Below are 22,440 nucleotides of genomic sequence, written 5' to 3' on the forward strand. Positions count from 1 at the left end.
TCAGCCTGGGGGCTTACTCCCTGATCCGCCGCGTGGTGGATTCCGGCCGGGCGGACCTCCTCGCCGGCCGTCCTCTCCGCCCGTCTGCTCCGGCCATCCGCTCCGGCCGCCCGCTCCGGTGCGCGGCTCGGGGATCTCTCAGGGGCGCCATCCTCCTTCGGTAGGGCGCCCTCCTCCTCCGGTAGGGTCTCCGAAAGGGGCCGAACGACTGGGTCACATCTCCTCGCGCACCCTCTACCCTTCACAGCATGACCAATGACACCACGCTCTTCCTGGGCCAGTGGATGCGTTCCCCGGGAACCGTCGGAGCGGTGGCGCCAAGTTCGCGGCGGCTCGCCGAGACGGTGGCCGCGCCGGTTCCCCGCCGAGGCGATCCCGTGATCGTCGAGCTTGGTCCGGGCACGGGCGCGTTCACTGCGGAAATCCAGCGACGGCTGGATGGTCGCGGTCACCACATGGCGGTTGAGATCAACCCGAAGCTGGCCGAGTTCCTCTCCGCCAGGCATCCGAAGGTGGAGGTCGTGGTCGACGACGCGGCCCGGCTGCCGCACCTGTTGCAGGAGCGGGGCCTGGTCAAGGCCGACGCGATCGTGAGCGGACTCCCCTGGGCGGCGTTCTCCGACGACGTGCAGACTCGCCTGCTGGACGCGGTCTGCTCGATCATGGGGGCGAACACCGCGTTCACCACCTTCGCCTACAGCTTCGCCAAGCACCTGCCGCCCGCGCGGCGTTTCCGGCAGCGCCTGCTCGACACCTTCGAGGAGGTCGTCGTGGGCCGGACCGTGTGGGGCAACCTCCCCCCGGCATTCGTCTATCACGTGCGCAGGCCACGGGAGCACGCCGGGAATCCGAGCCGGGAAGTGCCGGAGTGAGCGGTCGGCGCCCGGGACGTGACGAACGATGCCGTGAGAGGCCTGGAGCAGAATAGAACTTCGTTCTAAGATTGCGCGCGCAACTAGAATGGAGTGATCACGGTGGACTTCACGCTTCCCGACAGTGCCCTCGCCGTCCAGCGCGGCATCGCCGATATCTGCTCGCGCTACGACCTCGACTACTGGCAGCGCTGCGAGAGCGAAAAACGCTGGCCGGAGGAGGTCTGGGCGGAGCTGGCCAAGGGGGGCTGGCTCGGCCTGGCCGTTCCGGAGGAGTACGGCGGAGGCGGCCAGGGCCTGCTGGAGCTGGCCGTGGCCACCGAGACCCTGTCGGCGTCCGGCTCGGCCGGGGGGTCGGCGTTCACCTACGTCCTGACCCCGGGTTTCGGCGCCCTGACCCTGGCCAGGCACGGCAGCCAGTGGCAGCGTGACGAGTTGCTGCCCAAGCTGGCCACCGGCGAGCTGGAGACCTGCTTCGCCCTGACCGAGCCGGACGCCGGCTCCAACGCCCTGGGCATCTCCACCTTCGCCCGCCGCGACGGCGACGAATTCGTCATCAAGGGCCAGAAGATCTGGATCACCGGCGTGCAGCGCGCCACCTGGATGCTCCTGGTCACCCGGACCGTCCCGGCCGCCGAGGCCAAGCCCCGGACCAACGGTCTGACGATCTTCCTGGTGAACGTCCCCGAGGCGGTCGCCGCCGGGCAGCTCTCCTACCGGCCGGTCCCGAAGATGGGGGCCAACACCACCCCGTCCAACATGGTCTTCATCGACGACCTGCGGGTGCCGTCCGCGAACGTGGTGGGCGAGGTCGACCAGGGCGCGCTGGTGCTGTGGGACATCCTCAACCCCGAGCGCATCCTGCTCGCGGCCTCCGCCCTGGGCGGCGCCGAGGTCGCCCTGAGAGTCGCCGTGCAGTACGCCAAGGAGCGCGAGGTCTTCGGCCGTCCGATCGGCGCCAACCAGGCCATCGCCTTTCCCCTCGCCCAGGTCAAGGCGAAGATCGAGCTGGCCAGGCTGATGCTCTACAAGGCCGCCTGGCTGTTCGACAACCGGCAGCCGTGCGGCACCGAGGCCAACATCGCCAAGCTGACCGCCTCCCAGGCAGCCTGGGAGGCGGCCGACCACGCCTTCCAGACCCATGGCGGCATGGCCTACTCGCTGGAGTATCCGGTCGCCCGCCTGCTGGCGGACGCCCGCATCGGCAAGGTCGCCCCGGTCACCGAGGAGCTCCTGCTCAACTACCTCGCCACCCAGGTGCTCGGGCTCCCCAAGAGTTTCTGAGCCGATTGCGGCACGCGCCGTACGGGCAGACCATGGGCAGGTTCGGACGAGCACAAAGGAGTGACCGATGTCCCCGTACGCCAGCACCGTGATCAACGCCTCGGCCGACGAGGTGTGGAGCTACCTGAGAGACTTCGGCAACCTGGCCGAGTGGCTGCCCGGGATCACCAGCTGCGAGATCGAGGAGGGCGAAAGCTCCGAGCCGGGCGCGGTGCGCAGGATCGACGGGGCGGGCGGCGTCTTCCTGGAGCGGCTGCTCACGCTCGACGACGGCTCCCGCTCGGCGACCTACGAGATTCTCCAGTGCCCGCTGCCGGTCCGGAACTACCGGGGTTGCTACCGGGTTTCCCCCGTCACCGACAGCGGGCAGGCCTTCGTCGAGTGGTCGGCCACCCTCGAGGCCGACGACGAGGCGAAGATGACCAAGATCTTCACCCGCGGCATCTTCGAGCCGGGCCTGGCCTCGCTGCACAAGCGTTTCTGACCGCGCCTCCTCGATCTCCTCGTTCCCGCCGTGCCGGTGGGCGGCCGGCGTCCCGATCGAGGAGGCGCGGACCGGTCAGGTGAACCTGGGCGGGCGCTTGTCCCGGACGGCCCGCACACCCTCGGCCACGTCCGGACCGGTGAAGCCGAGGAACTCCATGGCCAGGGAGGCGTCGAAGGAGGGACCGGCCAGGCGCAGCCAGTTGTTGAGGGAGTATTTGGTCAGGCGGATCGCCTCGGCGGAGCCGCCGGCCAGCCGGACGGCGATCTCCAGCGCCCTGTCGTGCACCTGGTCGTCGTCGACGCAGACGCTGACCAGGCCCATCGCCTCCGCCTGCTCGCCGGTGACCGGCTCGCACAGCAGCAGGTGGTATTTGGCCTTGGCCAGCCCGCACAGCAGCGGCCAGACGATGGCGGCGTGGTCGCCCGCCGCGACGCCCAGCCGGGTGTGGCCGTCGATGATGCGTGCGGTACGGCCGGCCACGGAGATGTCGGCCAGCAACGCCACCGCGAGCCCCGCGCCCACCGCGGGGCCCTGAACGGCCGAGACGACGGGTTTGGAACAGTTGAGCACGTTGTAGACGATGTCTCGGGCCTCGGCGAAGATGCGCATGCGGGTGGCGTGGTCGCGCGTCATCTCCTCGATCATCGACAGATCGCCTCCGGCGGAGAACACCTCGCCCTCCCCCCGGACGACCACCGCGCGCACGTCGTCGTCGCGGTCGACGTCGCGCCAGATCTCGGACAGCTCGCGGTGCCCGGTCATGTCCACGGCGTTGAGCCTGCGCGGCTCGCTGATCACGATCCGGAGCACACCGTCGGCGGCCCAGTCGAGCTTCAGCTTCTCGTAGTCCTCATAGCCCTTCACCGGGGGGCCTCGCCATCAGGGACGCCACAGTCCGTCGGATACGGCTTCAGACAGGTCTCGGCCTGAGGGTGCAACGGCATGAACGCACCTTATCCCGCGGATCTCACGGCGTCCGGGGTCAGCGCGCGGCGGCCTCGACCAGGGCCTCGACGAGCCGGTTGTCCCCGCCGCGCTCGGGATGCCACTGGACCCCGACGGCGAAGCGGTGCCCCTGCAGCTCGACGCCCTCGACGATCTGGTCGTCGGCCCAGGCCACGGCGAGCAGGCCGGAGCCGAGCCGCTTGACGGCCTGATGGTGCGGCGCGGTCACCTCGGCACGGTCGCCCACCGCCTTGCCCAGCCTGCTCGACACGCTGATCTGGATGACGTGCGCGCGGCCGGCGTCGGCGTGGCGGTCATGGCCGACCTCTTCGGGCAGCCACGGGATCAGGGTGCCGCCCTGTGCGACGTTCAGGACGTGCATGCCCCGGGCGACGGCGAGCAGCGGCATGTCGGCCTGGACGGCGGCGCGGGCCAGCGCCAGCTCGAAGCGGTCACGCTGGGGCTGAGGCTCAGCGGTCCGCCTGTCGCGGGCCGCGCCGTACAGGGCCGGGTCGAGGTCGCCGCCACCGGCCAGGATCACCCCGGACAGGCCGCGCACGTAGTCATCGACACCGCCCAGGCCCAGCGGCGGCAACAGCACCGGCGCGCCACCCGCCTTCTCGACGGCACGGGCGTAGGCGGGCGGGGACAGGACGGCCTCACGGACCCAGGTGCTCCAGCGGGCGGCCTCAAAGTAGGCGGTGATACCGATCAGGGGTCGGGACATGCGTTCTCCCAGAGCCATGCCGAAGGTGGAGCCCCCATTTCGGACGGCACCCATCCCACCTGCGGTAGGACCCCTATCATCGTGCAAGCATTTCTGCCGTGTCACGCATCTCGGGCATCAGTGTCATCTCACCGGAAGCCGCTCACCGCCGCCGGAACGATGGAGACCTGGACCCGCGACCACGAAGTGGCGACCATGACATGGGCCTATATGACTAGTAAACCGGCGACTCAGGATAGATGTGATTCTTATTCGCCTATTCCACCCATGTCGATCATTGTGATCACGGAAAATAACTTTCCAATTACAGAAAGTTTGATTTCGCATCATATTACAGAGAAACGGTTGTGACGTCCACATGGTGATGGAAGACTCAAATTTCGAGCGACCAGGTGCGCCGGGGCCGCCGGCCGCTCATCACCCGGAGCCGTCAGGGAGGTGGATCTGCATGATCGGACTTTGATCCGATCAATTAGGGTGGGTTCTGTCACATGTCTTTGAATCCGCGTCTCGTCAAGGAAAGCTTCTCCGTCCTCGAGCCCGTCGCCGACAAAGCCGCCGCATACTTCTACGGCCGCCTGTTCGCCGAGAGCCCGCAGCTGCGGGGAATGTTCCCCCCGGCCATGGACGCCCAGCGCGACCGCCTGTTCAAGGCGCTGACCAGGATCGTCTGGAGCCTCGACAGCCCGGACAGCCTGACGTCCTTCCTCGGCCAGCTCGGCCGCGACCATCGCAAGTACGGAGTGCTCTCCGAGCACTACACCGCGGTCGGCAACGCGCTGCTGGCCACGATCAGGCGCTTCGCCGCCGAAGTCTGGAACTCCGAGATCGAGGCGGCGTGGGTGGCCGCGTACACCGTCGCCGCCAACCTCATGATCGATTCAGCCGAGTCCGACTCGGGGATCTCCCCCGCCTGGTGGCTGGCCGAGGTGATCGACCACGAGCTCCGCACGCCGGACATCGCCGTGATCACCCTGCGGCCCGGCCAGCGCCTGCCGTACCAGCCCGGCCAGTATGTCAACGTGCAGACCGCGCGCTGGCCTCGCGTGTGGCGCGCGTTCTCCATCGCGAACGCGCCGCGGGAGGACAACACCATCCGCCTGCACGTGCGGGCGGTCCCCGGCGGCTGGGTCTCCACCGCGCTGGTCGAGCACACCCGGATCGGCGACACCGTGATGCTCGGCCCCCCGGTCGGCACGATGACCCCCGCCGAATCCGGCCGCGACATCCTGTGCGTCGCGGGAGGCACCGGGCTGGCCCCGCTCAAGGCCATCGTGGAGCATGTGATCGGATCGGGCCGGCGGCCCGGCGTCCACCTGCTGTACGGCGCGCGCAACGCCCGCGAGCTCTACGACCTGCCCGACCTGATCCGGATGGAGTCGGACTTCCCCTGGCTGAAGGTGACACCCGTGGTCTCCGACCAGCCCGGCTACGACGGCATACGGGGCCGGGTGCCCGAGGTGATGGAGCGGTTCCACTCCTGGGCCGACCACGAGGTCTACGTCTGCGGCCCGGCGCCCATGGTCAACGAGACGGTACGCAGGCTCCAGCGGAGCGGGGTGCCCCTGACCGACATCCGCAGGGACCTCGTCCACGGCGAGCCCTGAGACGGCGGCCGGCATCGGCCACCGGTGCTCATCGCACGAGGAGAATCACGAAATCCCAGGCAGGCAGGCCGTACGGTGGCACCATGGGAATGCATTCGAACACGCGAACGCATTCGGAAGGAAATGTCATGCGCGACGCACTTCTCGCGGTCGGCACCCGTAAAGGCCTGTTCCTGGCCCGCTCCTCCGACGGCGGCCCCTTCGAGGTCGAGCCGGTCCGCTTCTCCACCATCGGGGTGCACTCGGTGGCGATCGACACCCGCGGCCCGGTGCCTCGCATCCTCGCCGGGATCGAATACGGCCACTTCGGCCCGTCCGTGATGTGGTCGGACGATCTCGGCGAGACCTGGCAGGAGGCGGGCAGGGCGCCGATCGCCTTCCCCGAGGACACCGGAACGGCGCTCGCACGCGTCTGGCAGCTCCAGCCCTCGCCGTCCGAGCCGGACGTGGTCTGGGCGGGAGTCGAACCGGGGGCGCTGTTCCGCTCCGAAGACGGCGGCGCCACCTTCTCCCTGGTGGAGGGGTTGTGGAACCATCCGCACCGGGACCAGTGGCACCCCGGTGGCGGCGGCCTCTGCCTGCACACCGTGCTGCCTCACCCGAGCGACCCGAAGACCATGGCGGTCGCGGTCTCCACCGGCGGCGTCTATCGCAGCAGCGACGGCGGCGCCTCCTGGGAGGCCGCCAACCGGGGGATCCGCGCCCCGTTCCTCCCCGAGGGGTCGCAGTATCCGGAGTTCGGGCAGTGCGTGCACAAGGTGGCCATGCATCCGTCCCGGCCCGAACGGCTCTTCCTCCAGCACCACTTCGGCGTCTACCGCAGCGACGACTTCGGCGATTCGTGGACCTCCATCGGCGACTCGCTCCCCTCCGACTTCGGCTTCCCGCTGACCGTGCATCCCGACCGGGCCGACACGCTGTATGTCTTCCCGCTCCAGGCCGACCAGGACCGCACGCCCGTCGATCACCGCTGCCGGGTCTTCCGCAGCGACGACGCGGGCGAGTCGTGGCAGGCCCTGACCGCGGGGCTGCCCGAGGGCCCGGTCTACACCTCCGTCCTGCGCGACGCGATGCACACCTCACCCTCGGGCATCTTCTTCGGCACCCGCGACGGCGAGGTGTACGGCTCCCGCGACGACGGGGAGAGCTGGTTCCCCGTCGCCCGGCACCTGCCGGACGTGCTGGTCGTGCGCGCCGCCCCGCTCTGACCGGTAGCCGATGCGGCGTCCGCACCCCTGCGGAGGCCGGCCGATCTGCCCGGCCGCCGGACGACGTGGCCGTGAGGGCAATGTCACGGCCACCCGGTGAGGGCCATCCCATCTTCCATAACTCTGGTGAGATGGGTGCCCTTCACCTGTGCTGATGTCAGGAGGGGCGGCGCGACGGGTATCGACGTTGATCGCCCTCAGTGCCACCATCGGGCGCATCTCGTGAAATATCACGAAAGGACCCCCCATGCGCCCCCTCCCCCTGGCGGCCGCCATCGCCGCGGCGCTGCTGTCACTCGCGCCCCTTCCGGCCCACGCCGGCCCCGAGACCACGAAGGCCGACCCCGAGACCGCGAAGGTCGAGGTCTTCACTGAGCGGGGGCCGGCCGGGCATGCCCACGTGGCCAAGACCTCCGCCCGCAAGGCCCTCGCGGCCGCCGCCGTCACCGTCACGCCTGTCGAGATCAATGGACCGAGCGAGAACCGCATCGACATCGTCTACCTCGGCGACGGCTACACCTCCGGCGAACTCGGCGGTTACGCCAACCAGGTCGCCACCTCGTGGGCGAAACTGATCTCCTACGAGCCGTTCACGAATTACCGCAAGATGTTCAATGTCTGGCGAGTCGACATCACCTCCCCCGTCTCCGGCGTCAGCGGCGACCCCACCAGCGACGTGGTGAAGGACACGCCACTCGGCACCTATTTCTGGTGCGACGGCACGGAGCGGCTGATCTGCGTTGATGTGAACGCGGCCAAGGATTACGCCGCACTGGCGCCCGACGCCGACCAGATCGCCGTCGTCGCCAACACCACCAAGTACGGCGGAGCCGGCTACACCGACGACGAACTGGTCACCTTCTCCGGTGGCCACAGCCTGGGCCCGGAGATCTTCCCGCACGAACTCGGCCACTCGCTGGGCGATCTGGCCGACGAGTACGGCGGTTACACCACCAGCTACACCGGCCCGGAGCCGACAGCGGTCAACGTCTCCATCAAGACGGCCGCCCAGATGCAGGCGCAGCAGAGGAAGTGGTACCGCTGGCTGGGCGCCGCGACTCCCGACGGCGGCGTCGTCGGCACCTTCGAGGGCGCCCACTACTATGACCGCGGCATCTACCGGCCCAGCGAGAACTCGATGATGCGCTCTCTCCAGCGCCAGTTCAACGTGGTCTCGAAAGAGAAGATGATCCAGTCCTTCTACGCCGTCGCCAAGCCCCTGGACTCCCACACCTCCACCGCGAGCCGCGTCGCCCGCGGCAGCACGCTGACGATCACCACGCTGCCGCTCAGCCCGCTGTCGATCAAGTGGTATGTCAACGGCACCCAGAACACGGCGTGGAACGGCCTGACGTCGGTGACCGTGCCCAGCGCCCTCGCGTCCGGCGACCGGATCTCGGTGACCGTGAGCGACCTGACGGCGGACGTGCGCGACCCCGCCTATCAGGGCACGTATCTGTCCCAGACGGTGACCTGGCGAGTCCGGTAACGACCGGCCTCCGCCCCCGGATCCGCAGCATCACATCCCTGCCGCCCGCGCCGGGCTTCCGGCGCGGGCGGCAGGGTCGACGTGTCTCAGGGAGACACGGGATGTCGTCGCCGAATGGACACCGTGGCGGCGACGGGCCCGTCCTGCGGCTCGCGGCGCGGTGCTCGCCTGCGAGTTGTACGGCCAGTAGCGGCGCCACCCGCTCGGCGCCGTCGTCGCCCGTCGTATCGTCGATCAGGTCGAAGTCGTAGTCGTGGCTGCGCCCACCATTGCGGATACCGATCGAGGCGTACCGCTCGTCCGGGCAGCGCGGAACAGACAGCCGCTCCGGCAGCCGGCCCGGGGTGCGGGGGTTCGTCAGTCTGCCTTCGGCTGGGTTCGTCGGGCGTAGGCGCGGGCGGCGCGGGCGCGGTCGCCGCAGCGGGTGGAGCACCAGTGGCGGCGGCCATGGCGCAACAGGTAGCGATTGCAGGGGGTGGAGCCGCAGGTGGTGAGGCGGTCGGCGTCGGGGCCGGTGAGGAGGTCGGCCGTGTTGGCGGCAAGGGTCGCGAGAGCGCGGTCGAGGATCTCGTTGGTGGGGCACGGCGTCGCGCGGTAGGGGCCGTTCTTCTCGTCCCAGTGCAGCAGGGCGGCCGTGGGGGCCCTGCTCAGCGCGTCATTGACGGCGGACAGAGCCGCGGGCAAGGCGGGCAGCCCGGCGACACGGGCGGCGAACAATGCCCTGATGTGTTCGCGCAGCGAGCGCAGCTGCGTCGTGCACATCTCCTGCACTCCGGCATCGGCCGGAGCGAGGCCGTGTTCGGTGAGCCACTGATTCGTCACCTCAGGGGTGCCGAGGAGATCGATGAACTGCCCTCCGGGCAGCGCGATGGCGCTGTTGACGAAGTCGAGGGCGAGGTACTCCTCCGCCCCCGGCGCGGGCGGCAACACAGACTCGGCGGTCATGGGCTCACTCATGGCTCTCATGGTACGGCTTGCATTCATCCATGAGACACCGCTACCGTCCTTCACGGATAAACCGATTCCCATCCGTGAGGTTTTTTGATGGCTGGTACCAGTACGACCACTGAGCAGATCCCCGTCCGCGTCTTCGGCGGCCCGACCGCCCTTTTCGAATACGGTGGCCTGCGATTCTTGACCGACCCGACCTTCGACGCTCCCGGCGACTACCTGGTGCCGGGCGGCCGGCTGACCAAGACGGCGCCCTCCTCCGCCACACCGGCCGGCCTCGGCCGTATCGACGTGGTCCTGCTCTCCCACGATGAGCACCCCGACAACCTCGACAACTCCGGCCGAGCACTGCTCGCCGACGTTCCGCTCACCCTCACCACGCCCGGGGGCGGGCAGCGCCTGGGGAACGGGGCCAAGGGGCTGGCCGACTGGGAGTCGATCGAGCTGGACCGCCCCGGCGGCGGCACGATCACTGTCACGGGCGTGCCCGCCATCCACGGGCCCGGCGCGCGCGAGGAGGTCGAACCGATCACCGGCCAAGTCGTCGGATTCGTCCTGACCGGGGAGGGCCTGCCCACGGTCTACGTCAGCGGCGACAACGCCTCGCTCGACCTGGTCAAGCAGATCGCCGAACGCTTCGGCCCGGTGGACACCGCCATCCTCTTCGTCGGGGCTCCCCGCTTCCCCATCCTCTTCAACGGCGCGCTGATCGTCCTCGACAGCGCGCAGGCCGCCGCAGCTGCCAAGATCCTCGGCGCCCGCCAGGTGGTTCCCGTCCATTACGACAGCTGGGCGCACTTCACCGAGGGCCGTGACGAACTGATAGCCGCTTTCACCGACGCCGGGCTGGTTGACCGCCTGGACCTGGGTAACCGGGGCTGACCGCGCTGCCGGGCAGGCCGGGCGCCGACCGATGCCTTGGCAGGGCCGGTCGGCTCGCGGCCGCCACCGGCTCGGCCTGCCACAGCGGCGCCCGCACGCCTTCCGAATTCGGCTCCATCCATAAGCTCGCCGGCCCGTGGGGTGCTCTCCGTCAGGCCGCCCCTTCGTCTCTCGTCGACCTCACCTGTCGGAACCGCGTCAGTGCGCCGCCCGGCCGGGTCACGCCTATCGAAAGAACTCTCTCGTGACGACTACCGTGCCTGCCCGGATCGAGTATCTCCCGCGCTTTCAGGCACAGCGCCGCATCCTGATCGTCTTGATCGCCGCTCAGGTCCTCAGCGGCGCCGGACTGGCGGCCGGCGTGACCACCGGTGCCCTGCTCGCGCAGGACATGCTCGGCTCCACCAGCCTTGCCGGTCTGCTCAGTGCCCTGTCCACCGCCGGTTCCGCGCTGGCGGCCATCGCCGTCGGGCGCATCTCCCAAGCGCGCGGCCGCCGCCTCGGCCTTGCCGCCGGATACCTGGCCGGTGCCGTCGGCAGCGCGGGCGTCATCGCCGCCGCCGTCGCCGGCAGCTCCGTCCTGCTGTTCATCGCGATGTTCGTCTACGGCGCCGGCACGGCCACCAACCTGCAGGCCCGCTACGCCGGAGCCGACCTGGCGGCCCCCGCGCACCACGCCCGCGCCGTGTCCACCGTGCTGGTCGCCACCACCCTGGGCGGCGTGGTCGGCCCCAACCTCGCCGCACCCACCGGCGACCTCGCTCACACCCTCGGCATCCCCCACCTGGCCGGGCCGTTCCTTCTCGCCGGCGCCGCCTACGCGATAGCCGCCCTGGTCCTGGCCATCTGGCTGCGCCCCGACCCGCTGCTGCTGGCCCGCGCCCTGGAGACCGAACGCACCGCCGCAGCGTACGCGCAACCGGGCGATGCCGACGGCCGGCCGCGCCGGGCGGCCGAAAGCCGCCGCTCCGGCGTGCTGGTGGGCGCGCTGGTCATGGTGCTCACCCAGCTGGTCATGGTCGCGATCATGACGATGACGCCCGTCCACATGCACGATCACGGCCACGGCACCGCCGCCTCCGGCCTCGTCATCGCCATCCACATCGGCGCGATGTACCTGCCCTCGCCCCTGACCGGCTGGCTCGTCGACCGCTACGGCCACCTCACGATCGCCGCCGCCTCCGCGCTGGCCCTGCTGACCGCCGGAATCGTCGCCGCCAACGCCCCCGGCGACTCCGTCGCCCTGTTCGCGGTGGCCCTCGCGCTGCTGGGTCTGGGCTGGAACCTCGGTCTCGTCACCGGCACCGCGATCATCACCGATGCCGTCCCGCTGGCCACCCGCGCCAGAACCCAGGGCCTGGTCGATGTCTCCATCGCCATCGCAGGCGCCACTGGCGGCATGGCCTCGGGCCTCGTCGTCGCCGCCGCCGGCTACCCTCTCCTGGCCATCGGCGGCGGCATCCTGGCACTGGCCATCGTGCCGGCGGTCGTCGCCGCAGCGCGCGGCCGATGAATGCCGACGGTCGTCGCCGCAGTGCACGGCCGATGAGTGCCGGCCCCGGCCCGCCTCCTTCAGCACGGCTTCGGTGCACGCCACCGCCGGTCGCGCGGGCCGGTAGTGCTTTGTCAGGCCGGCCTGTTGTGACTGACCTGACAACGCACTGCTAGGGCGCGACCCGGCCGTTCGCGACGAAGGCGGCGTGGGTGAGCGGCATGAGCTCCGCCCAGGCGGCCTCCATCTTCTCGGCCACCATCTCGATCTCACGCTGGGGGAACGACGGCACCCTGGCCTGCTCGTTCTTGGTGCGCAGAGAGAGGAAGTGCATCAGCGAGCGGGCGTTGCACGTGGCGTACATCGAGGAGAACAACCCGACCGGCAGCACGGCTCTGGCCACCTCACGGGCGATCCCGGCCTCCAGCATCTCCTGGTAGGCGGCGTAGGACTGCCGGTAGGCCGCCTCCATCGCCTCGGCCGTGATCTTGTGTTGCTCCTCGCTGCCCTCGACGAAGACGTATTTGCCCGGACGCCCCTCCTGGACCAGCTTCCGCTCCGCGCCCGGGATGTAGAAGTTGGGCTGGAGCTCGCGATACCGCCCGCTCTCCTCGTTGTACGACCAGCCGGCCCTGTGGCGGTGGAACTCGCGGAAGACGAAGATCGGGGCGCTGACGAAGAAGGTCATCGAGTTGTGCTCGAACGGGCTGCCGTGCCGGTCGCGCATCAGGAAGTTGATCAACCCCTTGGACCGCTCGGGGTCCTTGTGGATCTCCTCCAGGGACTGCTCCCCCGCGGTCGACACCCGCGCCGCCCAGAGCACATCGGAGTCCGAGGCGCTGTGCTTGACCAGCTCAACGGTGACGTCGTTGAGAAAGCGCGGCTGACTGTCGTCCATGGGCATAGACCTTCCGGTGTCGGGGATTCGGGCGTAGGCAAGCCTAGCGCCGACCTTTCACGGCGGTGTCCGGCCATGGCCGGACACCGCCGGCCGTTTCACACCGCTCGATCCCGGGCGGCCGGTGACGGTGCCCGATCCTGCGCGGGGAGGGCGGCCTACAGCCGGTAGACCCGGCGGGCATTGCCGGAGCCGATCATATGGGCCACCCGTGCCGCGTCCGAGGCGCTCCACTCGTCGGCGGCCAGCCGTACGGCCAGCGCCCTGGCCAGGCCCCGCCGGTAGTACAGGGCACCCAGGTGACAGGTCTCGGCCACCCCGTAGCAGTCGGAGCTGAACAGCTGCTTGTGGAAGGGGACGAGCTCCAGCAGCTCCCCCATGACCGCGGCCGATCCGGCGGCGGTGTAGGTCAGCACGAGACCGACGTCCACATAGACGTGCGGGAAGACGTTGGCGAGATAGGCCGCCTGGCGATGGAACGGGTAGCAGTGCAGCAGGATGACGGGCACGCCGATCGGCTGCAGCGCCCGGATGAAGCCCGTCATGAGCGCCGGGTCGGCCCGGTGCAGGTCCAGATCGGGGTCGCCGTAGCCGGTGTGGAACTGCAGCGGCAGGCCGCGCTCCCTGGCCACGTCCACGGCCGCCCAGAGCATGTGGCGCAGCAGCAGCGGATCGGTGAGCCGCTCGCCGGGGTCGGCCAGGCGCCGGTTGGCCGCCGCGATCACCGACCCCCGGCTCGGCCTGGCGGGGTCGAAGTCCAGACCGTGCCGGTAGGCGATGATCGATTTGAAGCCGACGGCGCGGGCGGCCTTGGCGGCGAGGCACTCGTCGAGAAGGGAGATGTAGGAGACCCCGGAGGTGGCGGCCTGGACGACGTCCTGCTCGACCTGCTCGATCCGGATGATCTCATCGGCCGCCGCGCCGCCCAGGCGGCCCATCTCGGCCGCCGACAGCAGCTCCGGCCCGTTGGGACCGGTGTCGACCAGGAAGGCCACGATCCCGGCCGCGCGCAGCAGCCGCCGGTTCACCTCGGCCGCGCCGAGGTCGGCCCGGCGGGCCAGGTAGACGGCCGGCGGCACGTGCGGGTCCAGGTCGAGAACGGGCGCGCACCAGCGGCGGACCGCGGCGCCGACGGGAGTGTCGAAATGGGTGGTCCCGGGGGGCGCCGGGGTGCCGGCCTCGGTGATCATCATCTCGAACCGGGCGCGGGTCAGGTCGTCCCGGCGCACCCCGTGGCAGTGATGGTCGACCAGCGGAGCGAGCAGGGCCTCCCGCACCACGTCGGGCAGCTCGACAGGCAGCGCGTCCTGCGGTCTCATGCCGGCTCCTCCCACGGCTACGGGCGGACCGGCCTGGCCGGTCCGCCCGCGATTTCACACCAGGGAGCACTCTACGACCACGGAGTGTGATCTCGCGTGTCTTTACGCAGAGGTACGGCAGCGCCTGAGAACGTTGGAGATGATCTTGGCTCCGGCCCCGCCCTCGGCGGTGAGGATCGACTCGGGGTGGAACTGCACGGCGAAGCGCCGCCTGGCCACGTCCTCGATCGCCATCACCGCGCCGTCGGGGGTCAGGGCGGTGACGGTGAAGCCGGCCACCCCCGGCTGCTTGGCGTGAAGCGAGTGGTAGCGGGCGGCGGTGAACTCCTCGGGGAGCCCCTCCAGCAGCACGCTGTCACCCAGCCGCTTCACCTGGCCGCGCTTGCCGTGCTCGGGGTAGGTCAGCAGTTCGAGCGTGCCGCCCGCCTGCTCGACCATGCCCTGCAGCCCGAGGCAGACGCCGAACACCGGAAGGTCGCGTTCGTACAGCGCCCCGACCAGCTCGGACAGGCCGAAGTCCGACGGCCAGCCGGGCCCGGGGGACAGCACCACGAGCGACGGCGCGATCTCGTCGATCATCTTCACCGGGAAACCGTGCCGGAGCGTGATCACCTCGGCGCCCTGCTGGCGGAAGTAGTCGGCCAGGGTGTTGACGAAGGAGTCCTCGTGGTCCACGAGCAGCACCTTCATGCCCTCGCCGGGCTTGTCACCGGCCTGCTTCGGCGTTTCCCGGTCTTCCCGGGCGGCGCCGACCGCCGCGAGGGCACCGAGCAGGGCACTGGCCTTGAGCTCGGTCTCCCGCTCCTCGGCGTCCGGGTTGGAGTCGAACAGCAGCGTGGCTCCCGCCCTGACGGTGGCGACGCCGTTGCGGATCTGCGCGGTGCGCAGGGTCAGGCCGGTGTTCATCGAGCCGTCGAAGCCGATGTATCCGACCGCTCCGCCGTACCAGCGCCTGGTGGTGGCCTCGTGGTCCTCGATGAACTGCATCGCCCAGGTCTTGGGGGCGCCGGTGACGGTGACGGCCCACATGTGGGTGAGGAAGGCGTCCAGCGCGTCGAACTCCGGCCGCAGGCGGCCCTCGATGTGGTCGACGGTGTGGATCAGCCGGGAGTACATCTCGATCTGGCGCCGCCCGATGACCTGAACGGTGCCCGGCACGCAGATGCGGGACTTGTCGTTGCGGTCCACATCGGTGCACATGGTCAGCTCCGACTCCTCCTTCACGCTGGTCAGGAGGGTACGGATCGCCTCGGCGTCCTCGATCGGGTTGCTGCCGCGGGCGATGGTGCCGGAGATCGGGCAGGTCTCGACCCGGTCGCCGTTGACCCGGACGTACATCTCCGGGGAGGCGCCGACCAGGTGCTCGCCCTCGCCGAGGTTGAACAGGAACTCGTACGGCGCGGGGTTGACCTTGCGCAGGGTCCGGTAGAAGGCGGCCGGGTCGGTGCAGGGGGCGTGGAAGACCTGGCCGGGGACGACCTCGAACAGGTCGCCCCGGGCGAACCTCTCCTTGGCCGCGGCGACGACCTTGGCGTAGGTGCCCCGCTCGGGGTTGGCTGGGATCTCCGCCGGGGCGGCGGGCAGCGGGATGGTCTCCCCCTCGCGGGCCAGGCCGCGGGTGGAGACGCCGTCCACGGTGAACTCGTAGCGGTATTCCTTGCTGGTCTCCCGCTTTCGGTCGATCACCATGACCCGGTCGGGCAGGTGCAGCACGAGATCGCGCTGGTCGTCGGCCCGAGTGAGGACCTGCCGGATCGGCTCGAACTGGAAGGCCAGGTCGTATCCGAAGGAGCCGTAGAGCCCCAGGTGCCCGTCCTCGCCCTTGAACGCCGCGATGACCTCGCGGATCGCGCTGAAGACCGTGGGACGGCGGCTGCGCATCTCCTCGGGGAGGATGTCCTCGGACTCGGCGACGTAGACCTCGACGTGGTCGGCGGTCGGCTCCTCGGTGAGCTTGCCGGCGGCGAGCAGGCAGGACGTGACGGCGGGCAGCACGACCCTGCCCCGCGCGTTCAGGGCGCGGGCGGCGATCCTGCGGCCCCTGGCCACGATCTCCAGGCACGGGTCGACATAGGCCAGGTGCCATCGGCTGTAGCGGCCGGGATACTCCATCCCGGAGGAGAGCACGCCTCCCCGGCGCTCGCCGAGCGTCGTGACGACGTCCTCAAGCACCGTCTCGGGCACGTCGGAGGCCGTTACCTCAACCTCGACGCCACCGGCGGTGGTATATCCACTCGTCTCCACTGCAGCCTCGCCCCTTTTGTAATTCCTGATGCCCAGAGGGGGGCGGACACAGAGAAGGCCACCTCTCCGGGCGGCCGTCTGTCTACTCGCAAATGCGAAACCCGCGCCGCCTAGAAGCGGCGCCACCACTGAAGGGTGTCGAGGTATCGCATGCTGCACAGACTACCGGTGGCAGCCGTGATCATGCAATGTCATCCGCCCGGTCGTGCGGCGTGTCGGCCGGGTCGCCGGAGCGGACGGCCGGGTTCCGGCGGTCCCCGGGACCGGCTCGGCGACAATGAGGGGCGTCACACCCGTGACCCCTGGCCATGGAGAGCCATGTTCTGTTACCAGTAAGTAGTAAGCGGCGCGAACACGGAGGCGGCGGCGCGAGGAGAGCGCATGACGATGACACGGCCACGGACCACCCATCGAGTGACGATCCAGCGTGACCTTCCGGTCCCGATGCCGGACGGGGTGACCCTCCTCGCCGACCGATACGCGCCGGTCGGCGCCGATCGGCCGCCCACGATCCTGGTCCGCTCGCCGTACGGCAGGCGCGGCGTGTTCGGGCTGGCCTACGGCCGGGCGTTCGCGCGGCAGGGCTTCCAGGTCGTCCTGCAGAGCTGCCGGGGCGGCTTCGGCTCCGGCGGCCTGCTCGACCCGCTCGTCGACGAGCACGAGGACGGGCTGGCCACGCTGGCCTGGTTACGGAGGCAGCCCTGGTACGGCGGCAGCCTGGCGATGCACGGGCCCTCGTACCTGGGCTACACCCAGTGGGCGATCGCCCCGTTCGCCGGCCCCGACCTGAAGGCCATGGCCACCTCGGTGACCGCCTCCCAGTTCCGGGACGCCGCCTACGTGGGCGGAGCGTTCGCGCTGGAGTCCTCACTGATCTGGACCACGCTGACCGCCTCGATCGACGGCCCCTTCGGCGGGGCCGGTGCGCTGCTGGCGCCGCGCAGAACCCGCCGCGCGGCGCTGTCGGGCCGCCCGCTCGGCGAGTTGGACGTCCTGTCCGCGGGCAGGGGCATGCCGTTCTTCCAGGATCTGCTGGCCCATCACGCCGACCCCACCGCCTACTGGGGCAGGCGTGACTTCTCGGCCTCGGTGGGCGAGGTGGAGGCGGCGGTCACCATGGTCGGCGGCTGGTACGACGTGTTCCTGCCGTGGCAGGTCAAGGACTACACGGAGATGCGGGCCGCGGGGCGGCGGCCGTACCTGACGATCGGCCCGTGGTATCACGCGGACGTTCGGCAGGGCCGGGCGGCCAACGCCGACGCGCTGGCCTGGTTCAGGGCGCATCTGCTCGGCGACCCTTCGGGGGTGCGGGAGCTGCCGGTCAAGCTGTACGTCACCGGCGCGGGCGAGTGGCGCGACTACCCCGACTGGCCGGTGCCGGGCATGCGGCAGCAGCGCTGGCACCTGCAGCCGGGCTTCGCGCTCGCGCCGGACAACCCCCGGGAGGGCGTCCCCGACCGCTACCGCTACGACCCCTCGCACCCGACCCCCGTGCTGGGCGGGCCGGTCCTGCTGGGCAACTCCGAGCCGCGCGACAACCGCCGCCTGGAGGCCCGGCGCGACGTGCTCGTCTACACCGGCCCCGAGTTCCGTCAGGACACGGAGATGATCGGCCCGGTCTCCGCCGACCTGTACGTCCGCTCCAGCACCGAGCACACCGACGTGGTGGTCCGGGTCTGCGACGTTCATCCGACGGGCGCGTCCTACAACGTGTGCGAGGGCGTGCGCCGCCTGGCCCCCGGCGCTCCCCCGGCCGGCCCCGACGGGATCCGCCGCGTCCAGGTGGACCTGTGGCCGATCGGCCATCGCTTCCGCCGCGGCCATCGGATCCGCGTCCACGTCGCCGGCGGCGCCTACCCGCGCATCGCCCGCAACCTCGGCACCGGTGAACCGCTCGGCACCGGCAGGACGATGGTCGCGGCCGACAACGAGGTCTTCCACGACCCGGACCACCCCTCCGCGATCGTGCTGCCGCTCGTGTCCGGCTGACGTCCTCCCCGCGCCTTCCCGCCGTCCCGGAAGGCCGGGACGTCACGCCGTGGGCGCCCGGTGAGGGGAAGGCGCCCGGCGGGTTAGGGTCGGTGGGTGCGCGCGGCCAGGTTGATGTCATTGGTGCTGCTGCTCCAGGCACGGGGAGGCATGACCGCCGCGGAGCTCGCGCGGGAGCTGGAGGTCTCCGAGCGGACCGTCCACCGGGACGTGCTGGCCCTGTCCGAGGCCGGGGTGCCGGTCTACGCCGACCGCGGCCGGGGCGGAGGTTACCGATTGCTGGACGGATACCGCACCCGTCTGACGGGGCTGGACCGCGCCGAGGCCGAGGCGCTGTTCCTGTCCGGCGTGCCGGAGGCCCTGCGGGAGATGGGGCTGGGCGAGGTGGCGGCCACGGCCCGGCTGAAGGCCTCGGCCGCGCTCTCACCCGGCATGCGCGACGCTCCCGCGACCGCCGCGCAGCGCTTCCACCTCGACGCGCCCGGCTGGTTCGCGAGCGAGAAGCCCCCGCCGGAGGCTCTGGCACCGCTGGCCAGGGCCGTATGGGACGACCGTCCGGTCACCGCGCTCTACCGGGGGGCCGAACGGACCCTGGAACCGTACGGGCTCGTGCTCAAGGCCGGTGTCTGGTATCTGGCGACCCGCTTCGCGATCTACCGGGTGGACCGCTTCGCCGAGGTCGAGATCCACTCCGACCGGCGTTTCGAGCGGGACCGGGACTTCGATCTGGCCGCGTTCTGGGGCGAGCGCTCCGCCGAGTTCGCCCGTTCCCTGCTCAGGATGCGCGTGACCGTACGGCTCAGCCCCGCCGGCTATCGCCGGCTTCCCGTCTTCGCCGACCCTGCGGCCCTCGGCGACGCGAGGGCCTCCGCCGGGGAGCCCGACGGGCAAGGCTGGGTCACGGTGTCCTTGCCCGTCGAGTCCCTGGAGGTCGCCTACGGCCAGATGATCCGGTTCGGCCCGGAGGCCGAGGTCATCGACCCGCCCGAGCTGCGCGAGGCCCTGGCCGAGGCGGCGGCGAGGCTGCGCGCCCTGTACGGCCGGGCCTGACGCCGCTCGCCCCCATCCCCCGCGTGCGCCCGGTTCGGCGCCGTCGCCCGGCCGATGCGCGACCGGTCGGTGACCGTCCACCGCGTGCGGCCCGGTCCGGTGATCACCGGTATCCGGTCGCGTCGGCGGGCATGCCCCTGTCCTGGACCTCCACGAGGTAGCGCCAGGCGTCCGGCCTGCTGCCGTCGACGTCGGTGAAACCGTAGACCTGGGCGAGCTGCCCGCTGGAGAGCGACTGGCCCGACCACCGGCCCCGGTCCTCGTCGGCCGCCAGCGCGACGACCGCGCGGCCGGTGTAGGCGGGCGACTCCGAGATCACGAAGTGCGGCTGGACGGCGGTGGCGTCGCGCCAGTTCTCCTCGGTGACGCCGAAGTGCTCGAGCATCATCTCCGAGCGCAGCCAGCCGGGTGTCAGCGAGACCGCGGCGCAGCCGTACGGGCGCAGCTCGTGGGCCTGGGAGAACGCCAGGCGGTTCACCGAGACCTTGGCCAGGTCGTAGAAGAAGGAGACCCGGTAGTTGGCGGCGTTGTACTCCGCGGTGCCGTCGGTCACCTCGACGACCAGGCCCCCGGGGTTCCTGATCAGCAGGGGAAGGGCGTGGTGGCTGGTGATGAGATGGGTGTCGATCGCCAGCCGGAGCAGGCGCAGGCCGTCGTCCAGCGGGTGCTCCCAGAGCGGGGTGTCCCACGCCGCGAGCATCTCGCCGCCCCAGATGTCGTTGACGAGGAGGTCGAGCCTTCCCCGTTCGCGGTCGATCCGCTCCACCAGCCCGCGCACCTGCGCGGACTCCAGGTGGTCGACCCGGACCGCGATGCCCTCTCCACCCGCCCGCGTCACCAGCTCGGCCGTCTCCTCGATGGTCTCGGAGCGGTTCATCTCCGAGCGCCGCTCCCGCGTGGTCCTGCCGGTGCAGTAGACCGTGGCTCCCGCCTCGCCCAGCGCCACCGCGATCGCCCGTCCCGTTCCTCTCGTCGCCCCGGCGACCAGGGCGACCTTTCCCTTCAGCGTCTCGTTCATGAAAGCGATGCTGGCAAGAAAACAGGACATCCCATGTCATGTTTTCTGCGGCGGTCGCACAAGGTGGCGCCGACCGCAAGCAAGACGCCTCCCGTCATGTTTTTCTTTGATCGTCTTTTTAATAGCGTCAAGCGTCATAGGTGTATGCGGTCGTATCCCAACGGTGACCAGGAGAGTGCGTTGACCCCCGACAGGAATGACCTCACGGAGGCCGTCGAACGGACCGTGAAGTCCTCCATGGAGCCACTGACCCTGAGCTGGGCGCAACACAACACCAGCGTCCTGAACAAGCTGAAGTCGATGACGAGGTCCGCCGAGGAACTCGGCAAGCAGGTCGCGCGGGTCGAGAAGAGCCAGGAGCTCCTGGCCGAGGAGCTCAATGCCGTCGCCCGGTCCCTGGACGAGTTGCGCACGCGGGTGGAGCTCAACGCCGCCGCGGCCGAGGCCCGGGCCGAGTTGCAACGGCTGACGGCCGCGATGAAGGAGGAGTTCGCCCACCGGAACCACGCGCGCCGGCTCGCCAGAAGCCTGATCACGGAGCTCATCGCCGCCGCGATCCGTGACCGCACGCTGATCCCGGAGACGGTGCGGCAGGTGGTCAGCGCGCAGATGCTCAACAACGGGGAGTACTGGCTCGGTTCGGCCGTGGTCGCCGTCGCCGCGGAGCTGATGGAGGACGAGGAGCTGCGCAACCAGGCGTGGCGACTGGCGACCGCCGCGGACAGGCGCCGGAGCACGCTGTTCCTCGCCCTCGTGTACTCCCTGCGCGGAGACGAGGAGCCGGCCGCCCGGAGCATGAGCCGCTACCTGGAGTCCCTCAACCCCCAGGCACTCGGCGGCGAGTTCTTCCATGTGCTCAACGCCCTGGCGGAGGAGGAGCTCGGCGAGAAGGCCCTCACCTACGCCAAGGAGAGGCTGAGCATATGGGCACAGGAGATCGGCTGCGCGACAGGTGGCGCGAGCCCTGTCTACGGCTCCCAGCGTGACGCGTGCCGCGAGCAGCTCCTCAAGTACCACACCCCGCTGCCCAGCGGGGACTACCTCCAGCTCCGGCGGCTGGCCAAGGGACAGTGGGCGCGCATCGAGGAAGACTGGAGGCAGGCCACCGCGTGCGGAACCGTGGCCACGCACTTCCGCGACCGCTTCGCCGCCGAGAGCGTGCCCCGCCCCGAGCACAACCACATCCGCCAGGCGATCGAGGCGCTCATCGAGCACCCCGGACCCGACGAGCTGAGATACCTCCGGCCGATGCGCCAGGCGCAGCTCGTGATCGAGAGCGGCGGCGACAGAAGGGCCGCGCAGGCGATCTCCGAGCTGGACGACCCCTTCTCCGACACCGTGGACCTGCCGACCCTGCTGACCCGTGCCGCGTTCGCCCCCGAGGAGTGCGGGGTCGGCGAGCGGGCCCAGCGTCTCGCGCTCGCCTACGCCGGCGGCTGGATCATCGCCGCGGGTCAGTCCGTCACGGCGCGGGCGGCCGAGCATCGGCCGGTCCGGGTGCAGGTACGGTGGCCGGATTGGCGCCGCGAGATCGACGCGGAGGCAGCGGAGGCATCCGGCGGGAACCAGGCCGACCGGCTGGCCGAGGACCTCTGCGAGCACATCGAGAGGACGGCCGAACAGGTGCGGTACGACACCGTCCGGCTCGGCTTCGGAGGTGTCGGGCTGCTCGCCGTCGTCGTCTCCTTCCTCGCCGCCGGCGGATCGGGCGCCTGGATGCTCCTGCTCTTCGGCCTCCTCGGCGTCGTCTGGGCGCTGCCGGAGCTCAGCCGGGTGCCGCGGGAGCGGGAGCGGATCCGCTCGAAGGTGGAGAGCGACAAGCGCCGGGCGCGAGACAGCCTGCGCGAGGCGGTCGCGGAGAGCGCCACCCTGCTGGAGAGATGGAACACCGCCACGGTCACCGGGCTGCGCGAACTTGAGGAGTGCCTGGCGGACCTCCGCTCGGACAAGCACCGCTGACCAGCCATATCACGACGGG

At 70.4% G+C, this 22,440-nt stretch carries 18 protein-coding genes; 11 read left to right on the plus strand and 7 right to left on the minus strand.

Annotated elements, in window-relative coordinates; all coding sequences use genetic code 11:
- Positions 1 to 248: 248 nt before the first annotated feature.
- The 3 genes from ACFY2X_RS17225 to ACFY2X_RS17235 all read left to right on the plus strand — a co-directional run bounded on the left by ACFY2X_RS17225 (position 249) and on the right by ACFY2X_RS17235 (position 2,640).
- A complete protein-coding gene (locus ACFY2X_RS17225; RefSeq protein ID WP_389939136.1) occupies positions 249 to 872 on the plus strand; it encodes a class I SAM-dependent methyltransferase in 624 nt (207 codons plus the stop codon).
- Between the two features lie 102 nt (positions 873 to 974).
- Positions 975 to 2,156, plus strand: coding sequence for an acyl-CoA dehydrogenase family protein (locus ACFY2X_RS17230; RefSeq protein ID WP_389939138.1), 1,182 nt, complete (start codon positions 975 to 977; stop codon positions 2,154 to 2,156).
- 67 nt (positions 2,157 to 2,223) lie between these two features.
- Positions 2,224 to 2,640, plus strand: a complete 417-nt coding sequence (locus ACFY2X_RS17235; RefSeq protein WP_389939140.1) for an SRPBCC family protein — start codon at positions 2,224 to 2,226, stop codon at positions 2,638 to 2,640.
- Positions 2,641 to 2,715: 75 nt separating this feature from the next.
- On the opposite strand, the gene ACFY2X_RS17240 is transcribed toward ACFY2X_RS17235, so the two are convergent.
- Positions 2,716 to 3,507 (minus strand): enoyl-CoA hydratase/isomerase family protein, encoded by a 792-nt coding sequence (locus ACFY2X_RS17240; protein WP_389939142.1) that lies wholly within the window; start codon positions 3,505 to 3,507, stop codon positions 2,716 to 2,718.
- Between the two features lie 118 nt (positions 3,508 to 3,625).
- Positions 3,626 to 4,315 carry a gamma-glutamyl-gamma-aminobutyrate hydrolase family protein gene (locus ACFY2X_RS17245; protein WP_389939144.1) on the minus strand — a complete coding sequence of 230 codons (690 nt, stop codon included), beginning with the start codon at positions 4,313 to 4,315 and terminating at the stop codon, positions 3,626 to 3,628.
- Positions 4,316 to 4,806: 491 nt separating this feature from the next.
- Here ACFY2X_RS17245 and ACFY2X_RS17250 point away from each other — a divergent pair, with 491 nt between their 5' ends.
- The 3 genes from ACFY2X_RS17250 (at position 4,807) to ACFY2X_RS17260 (ending at position 8,619) form a co-directional block, all read left to right on the plus strand.
- Positions 4,807 to 5,922, plus strand: a complete 1,116-nt coding sequence (locus tag ACFY2X_RS17250) for a globin domain-containing protein (protein WP_389939146.1) — start codon at positions 4,807 to 4,809, stop codon at positions 5,920 to 5,922.
- 128 nt (positions 5,923 to 6,050) lie between these two features.
- Positions 6,051 to 7,130: a WD40/YVTN/BNR-like repeat-containing protein gene (locus tag ACFY2X_RS17255; protein ID WP_389939147.1), complete on the plus strand. Its 1,080-nt coding sequence runs from the start codon at positions 6,051 to 6,053 to the stop codon at positions 7,128 to 7,130.
- A 247-nt stretch (positions 7,131 to 7,377) separates the two neighbouring features.
- Positions 7,378 to 8,619, plus strand: coding sequence for a M64 family metallopeptidase (locus ACFY2X_RS17260; RefSeq protein ID WP_389939149.1), 1,242 nt, complete (start codon positions 7,378 to 7,380; stop codon positions 8,617 to 8,619).
- Positions 8,620 to 8,976: 357 nt separating this feature from the next.
- Here the strand turns inward: ACFY2X_RS17260 and ACFY2X_RS17265 are convergent, their stop codons facing one another.
- Positions 8,977 to 9,576, minus strand: a complete 600-nt coding sequence (locus ACFY2X_RS17265) for a CGNR zinc finger domain-containing protein (RefSeq protein ID WP_389939151.1) — start codon at positions 9,574 to 9,576, stop codon at positions 8,977 to 8,979.
- 87 nt (positions 9,577 to 9,663) lie between these two features.
- Here ACFY2X_RS17265 and ACFY2X_RS17270 point away from each other — a divergent pair, with 87 nt between their 5' ends.
- Positions 9,664 to 10,452: an MBL fold metallo-hydrolase gene (locus ACFY2X_RS17270; RefSeq protein WP_389939153.1), complete on the plus strand. Its 789-nt coding sequence runs from the start codon at positions 9,664 to 9,666 to the stop codon at positions 10,450 to 10,452.
- Positions 10,453 to 10,696: 244 nt separating this feature from the next.
- Positions 10,697 to 11,965: an MFS transporter gene (locus ACFY2X_RS17275; protein WP_389939155.1), complete on the plus strand. Its 1,269-nt coding sequence runs from the start codon at positions 10,697 to 10,699 to the stop codon at positions 11,963 to 11,965.
- 151 nt (positions 11,966 to 12,116) lie between these two features.
- Here the strand turns inward: ACFY2X_RS17275 and thyX are convergent, their stop codons facing one another.
- The 3 genes from thyX to ACFY2X_RS17290 all read right to left on the minus strand — a co-directional run bounded on the left by thyX (position 12,117) and on the right by ACFY2X_RS17290 (position 16,405).
- Positions 12,117 to 12,842, minus strand: a complete 726-nt coding sequence (thyX, locus tag ACFY2X_RS17280) for an FAD-dependent thymidylate synthase (protein ID WP_389939157.1) — start codon at positions 12,840 to 12,842, stop codon at positions 12,117 to 12,119.
- Between the two features lie 158 nt (positions 12,843 to 13,000).
- Positions 13,001 to 14,161, minus strand: coding sequence for an amidohydrolase family protein (locus ACFY2X_RS17285; RefSeq protein ID WP_389939159.1), 1,161 nt, complete (start codon positions 14,159 to 14,161; stop codon positions 13,001 to 13,003).
- A gap of 102 nt (positions 14,162 to 14,263) precedes the next feature.
- Entirely contained in the window at positions 14,264 to 16,405 is a 2,142-nt protein-coding gene (locus ACFY2X_RS17290; protein WP_389939161.1) for an anthranilate synthase component I, read from the minus strand.
- A gap of 381 nt (positions 16,406 to 16,786) precedes the next feature.
- Between ACFY2X_RS17290 and ACFY2X_RS17295 the strand changes: the two genes are divergently transcribed.
- Entirely contained in the window at positions 16,787 to 18,394 is a 1,608-nt protein-coding gene (locus tag ACFY2X_RS17295) for a CocE/NonD family hydrolase (RefSeq protein ID WP_389939163.1), read from the plus strand.
- Between the two features lie 96 nt (positions 18,395 to 18,490).
- Positions 18,491 to 19,444, plus strand: a complete 954-nt coding sequence (locus ACFY2X_RS17300; RefSeq protein WP_389939165.1) for a helix-turn-helix transcriptional regulator — start codon at positions 18,491 to 18,493, stop codon at positions 19,442 to 19,444.
- A gap of 103 nt (positions 19,445 to 19,547) precedes the next feature.
- On the opposite strand, the gene ACFY2X_RS17305 is transcribed toward ACFY2X_RS17300, so the two are convergent.
- Entirely contained in the window at positions 19,548 to 20,462 is a 915-nt protein-coding gene (locus ACFY2X_RS17305; RefSeq protein WP_389939167.1) for an SDR family oxidoreductase, read from the minus strand.
- A gap of 180 nt (positions 20,463 to 20,642) precedes the next feature.
- Between ACFY2X_RS17305 and ACFY2X_RS17310 the strand changes: the two genes are divergently transcribed.
- Positions 20,643 to 22,421: a hypothetical protein gene (locus ACFY2X_RS17310; RefSeq protein WP_389939169.1), complete on the plus strand. Its 1,779-nt coding sequence runs from the start codon at positions 20,643 to 20,645 to the stop codon at positions 22,419 to 22,421.
- The last annotated feature ends 19 nt before the right edge of the window (positions 22,422 to 22,440 follow it).

Origin of the sequence: Streptosporangium sp. NPDC000396, assembly GCF_042898655.1 — a bacterium.
GTDB lineage: Bacteria > Actinomycetota > Actinomycetes > Streptosporangiales > Streptosporangiaceae > Streptosporangium.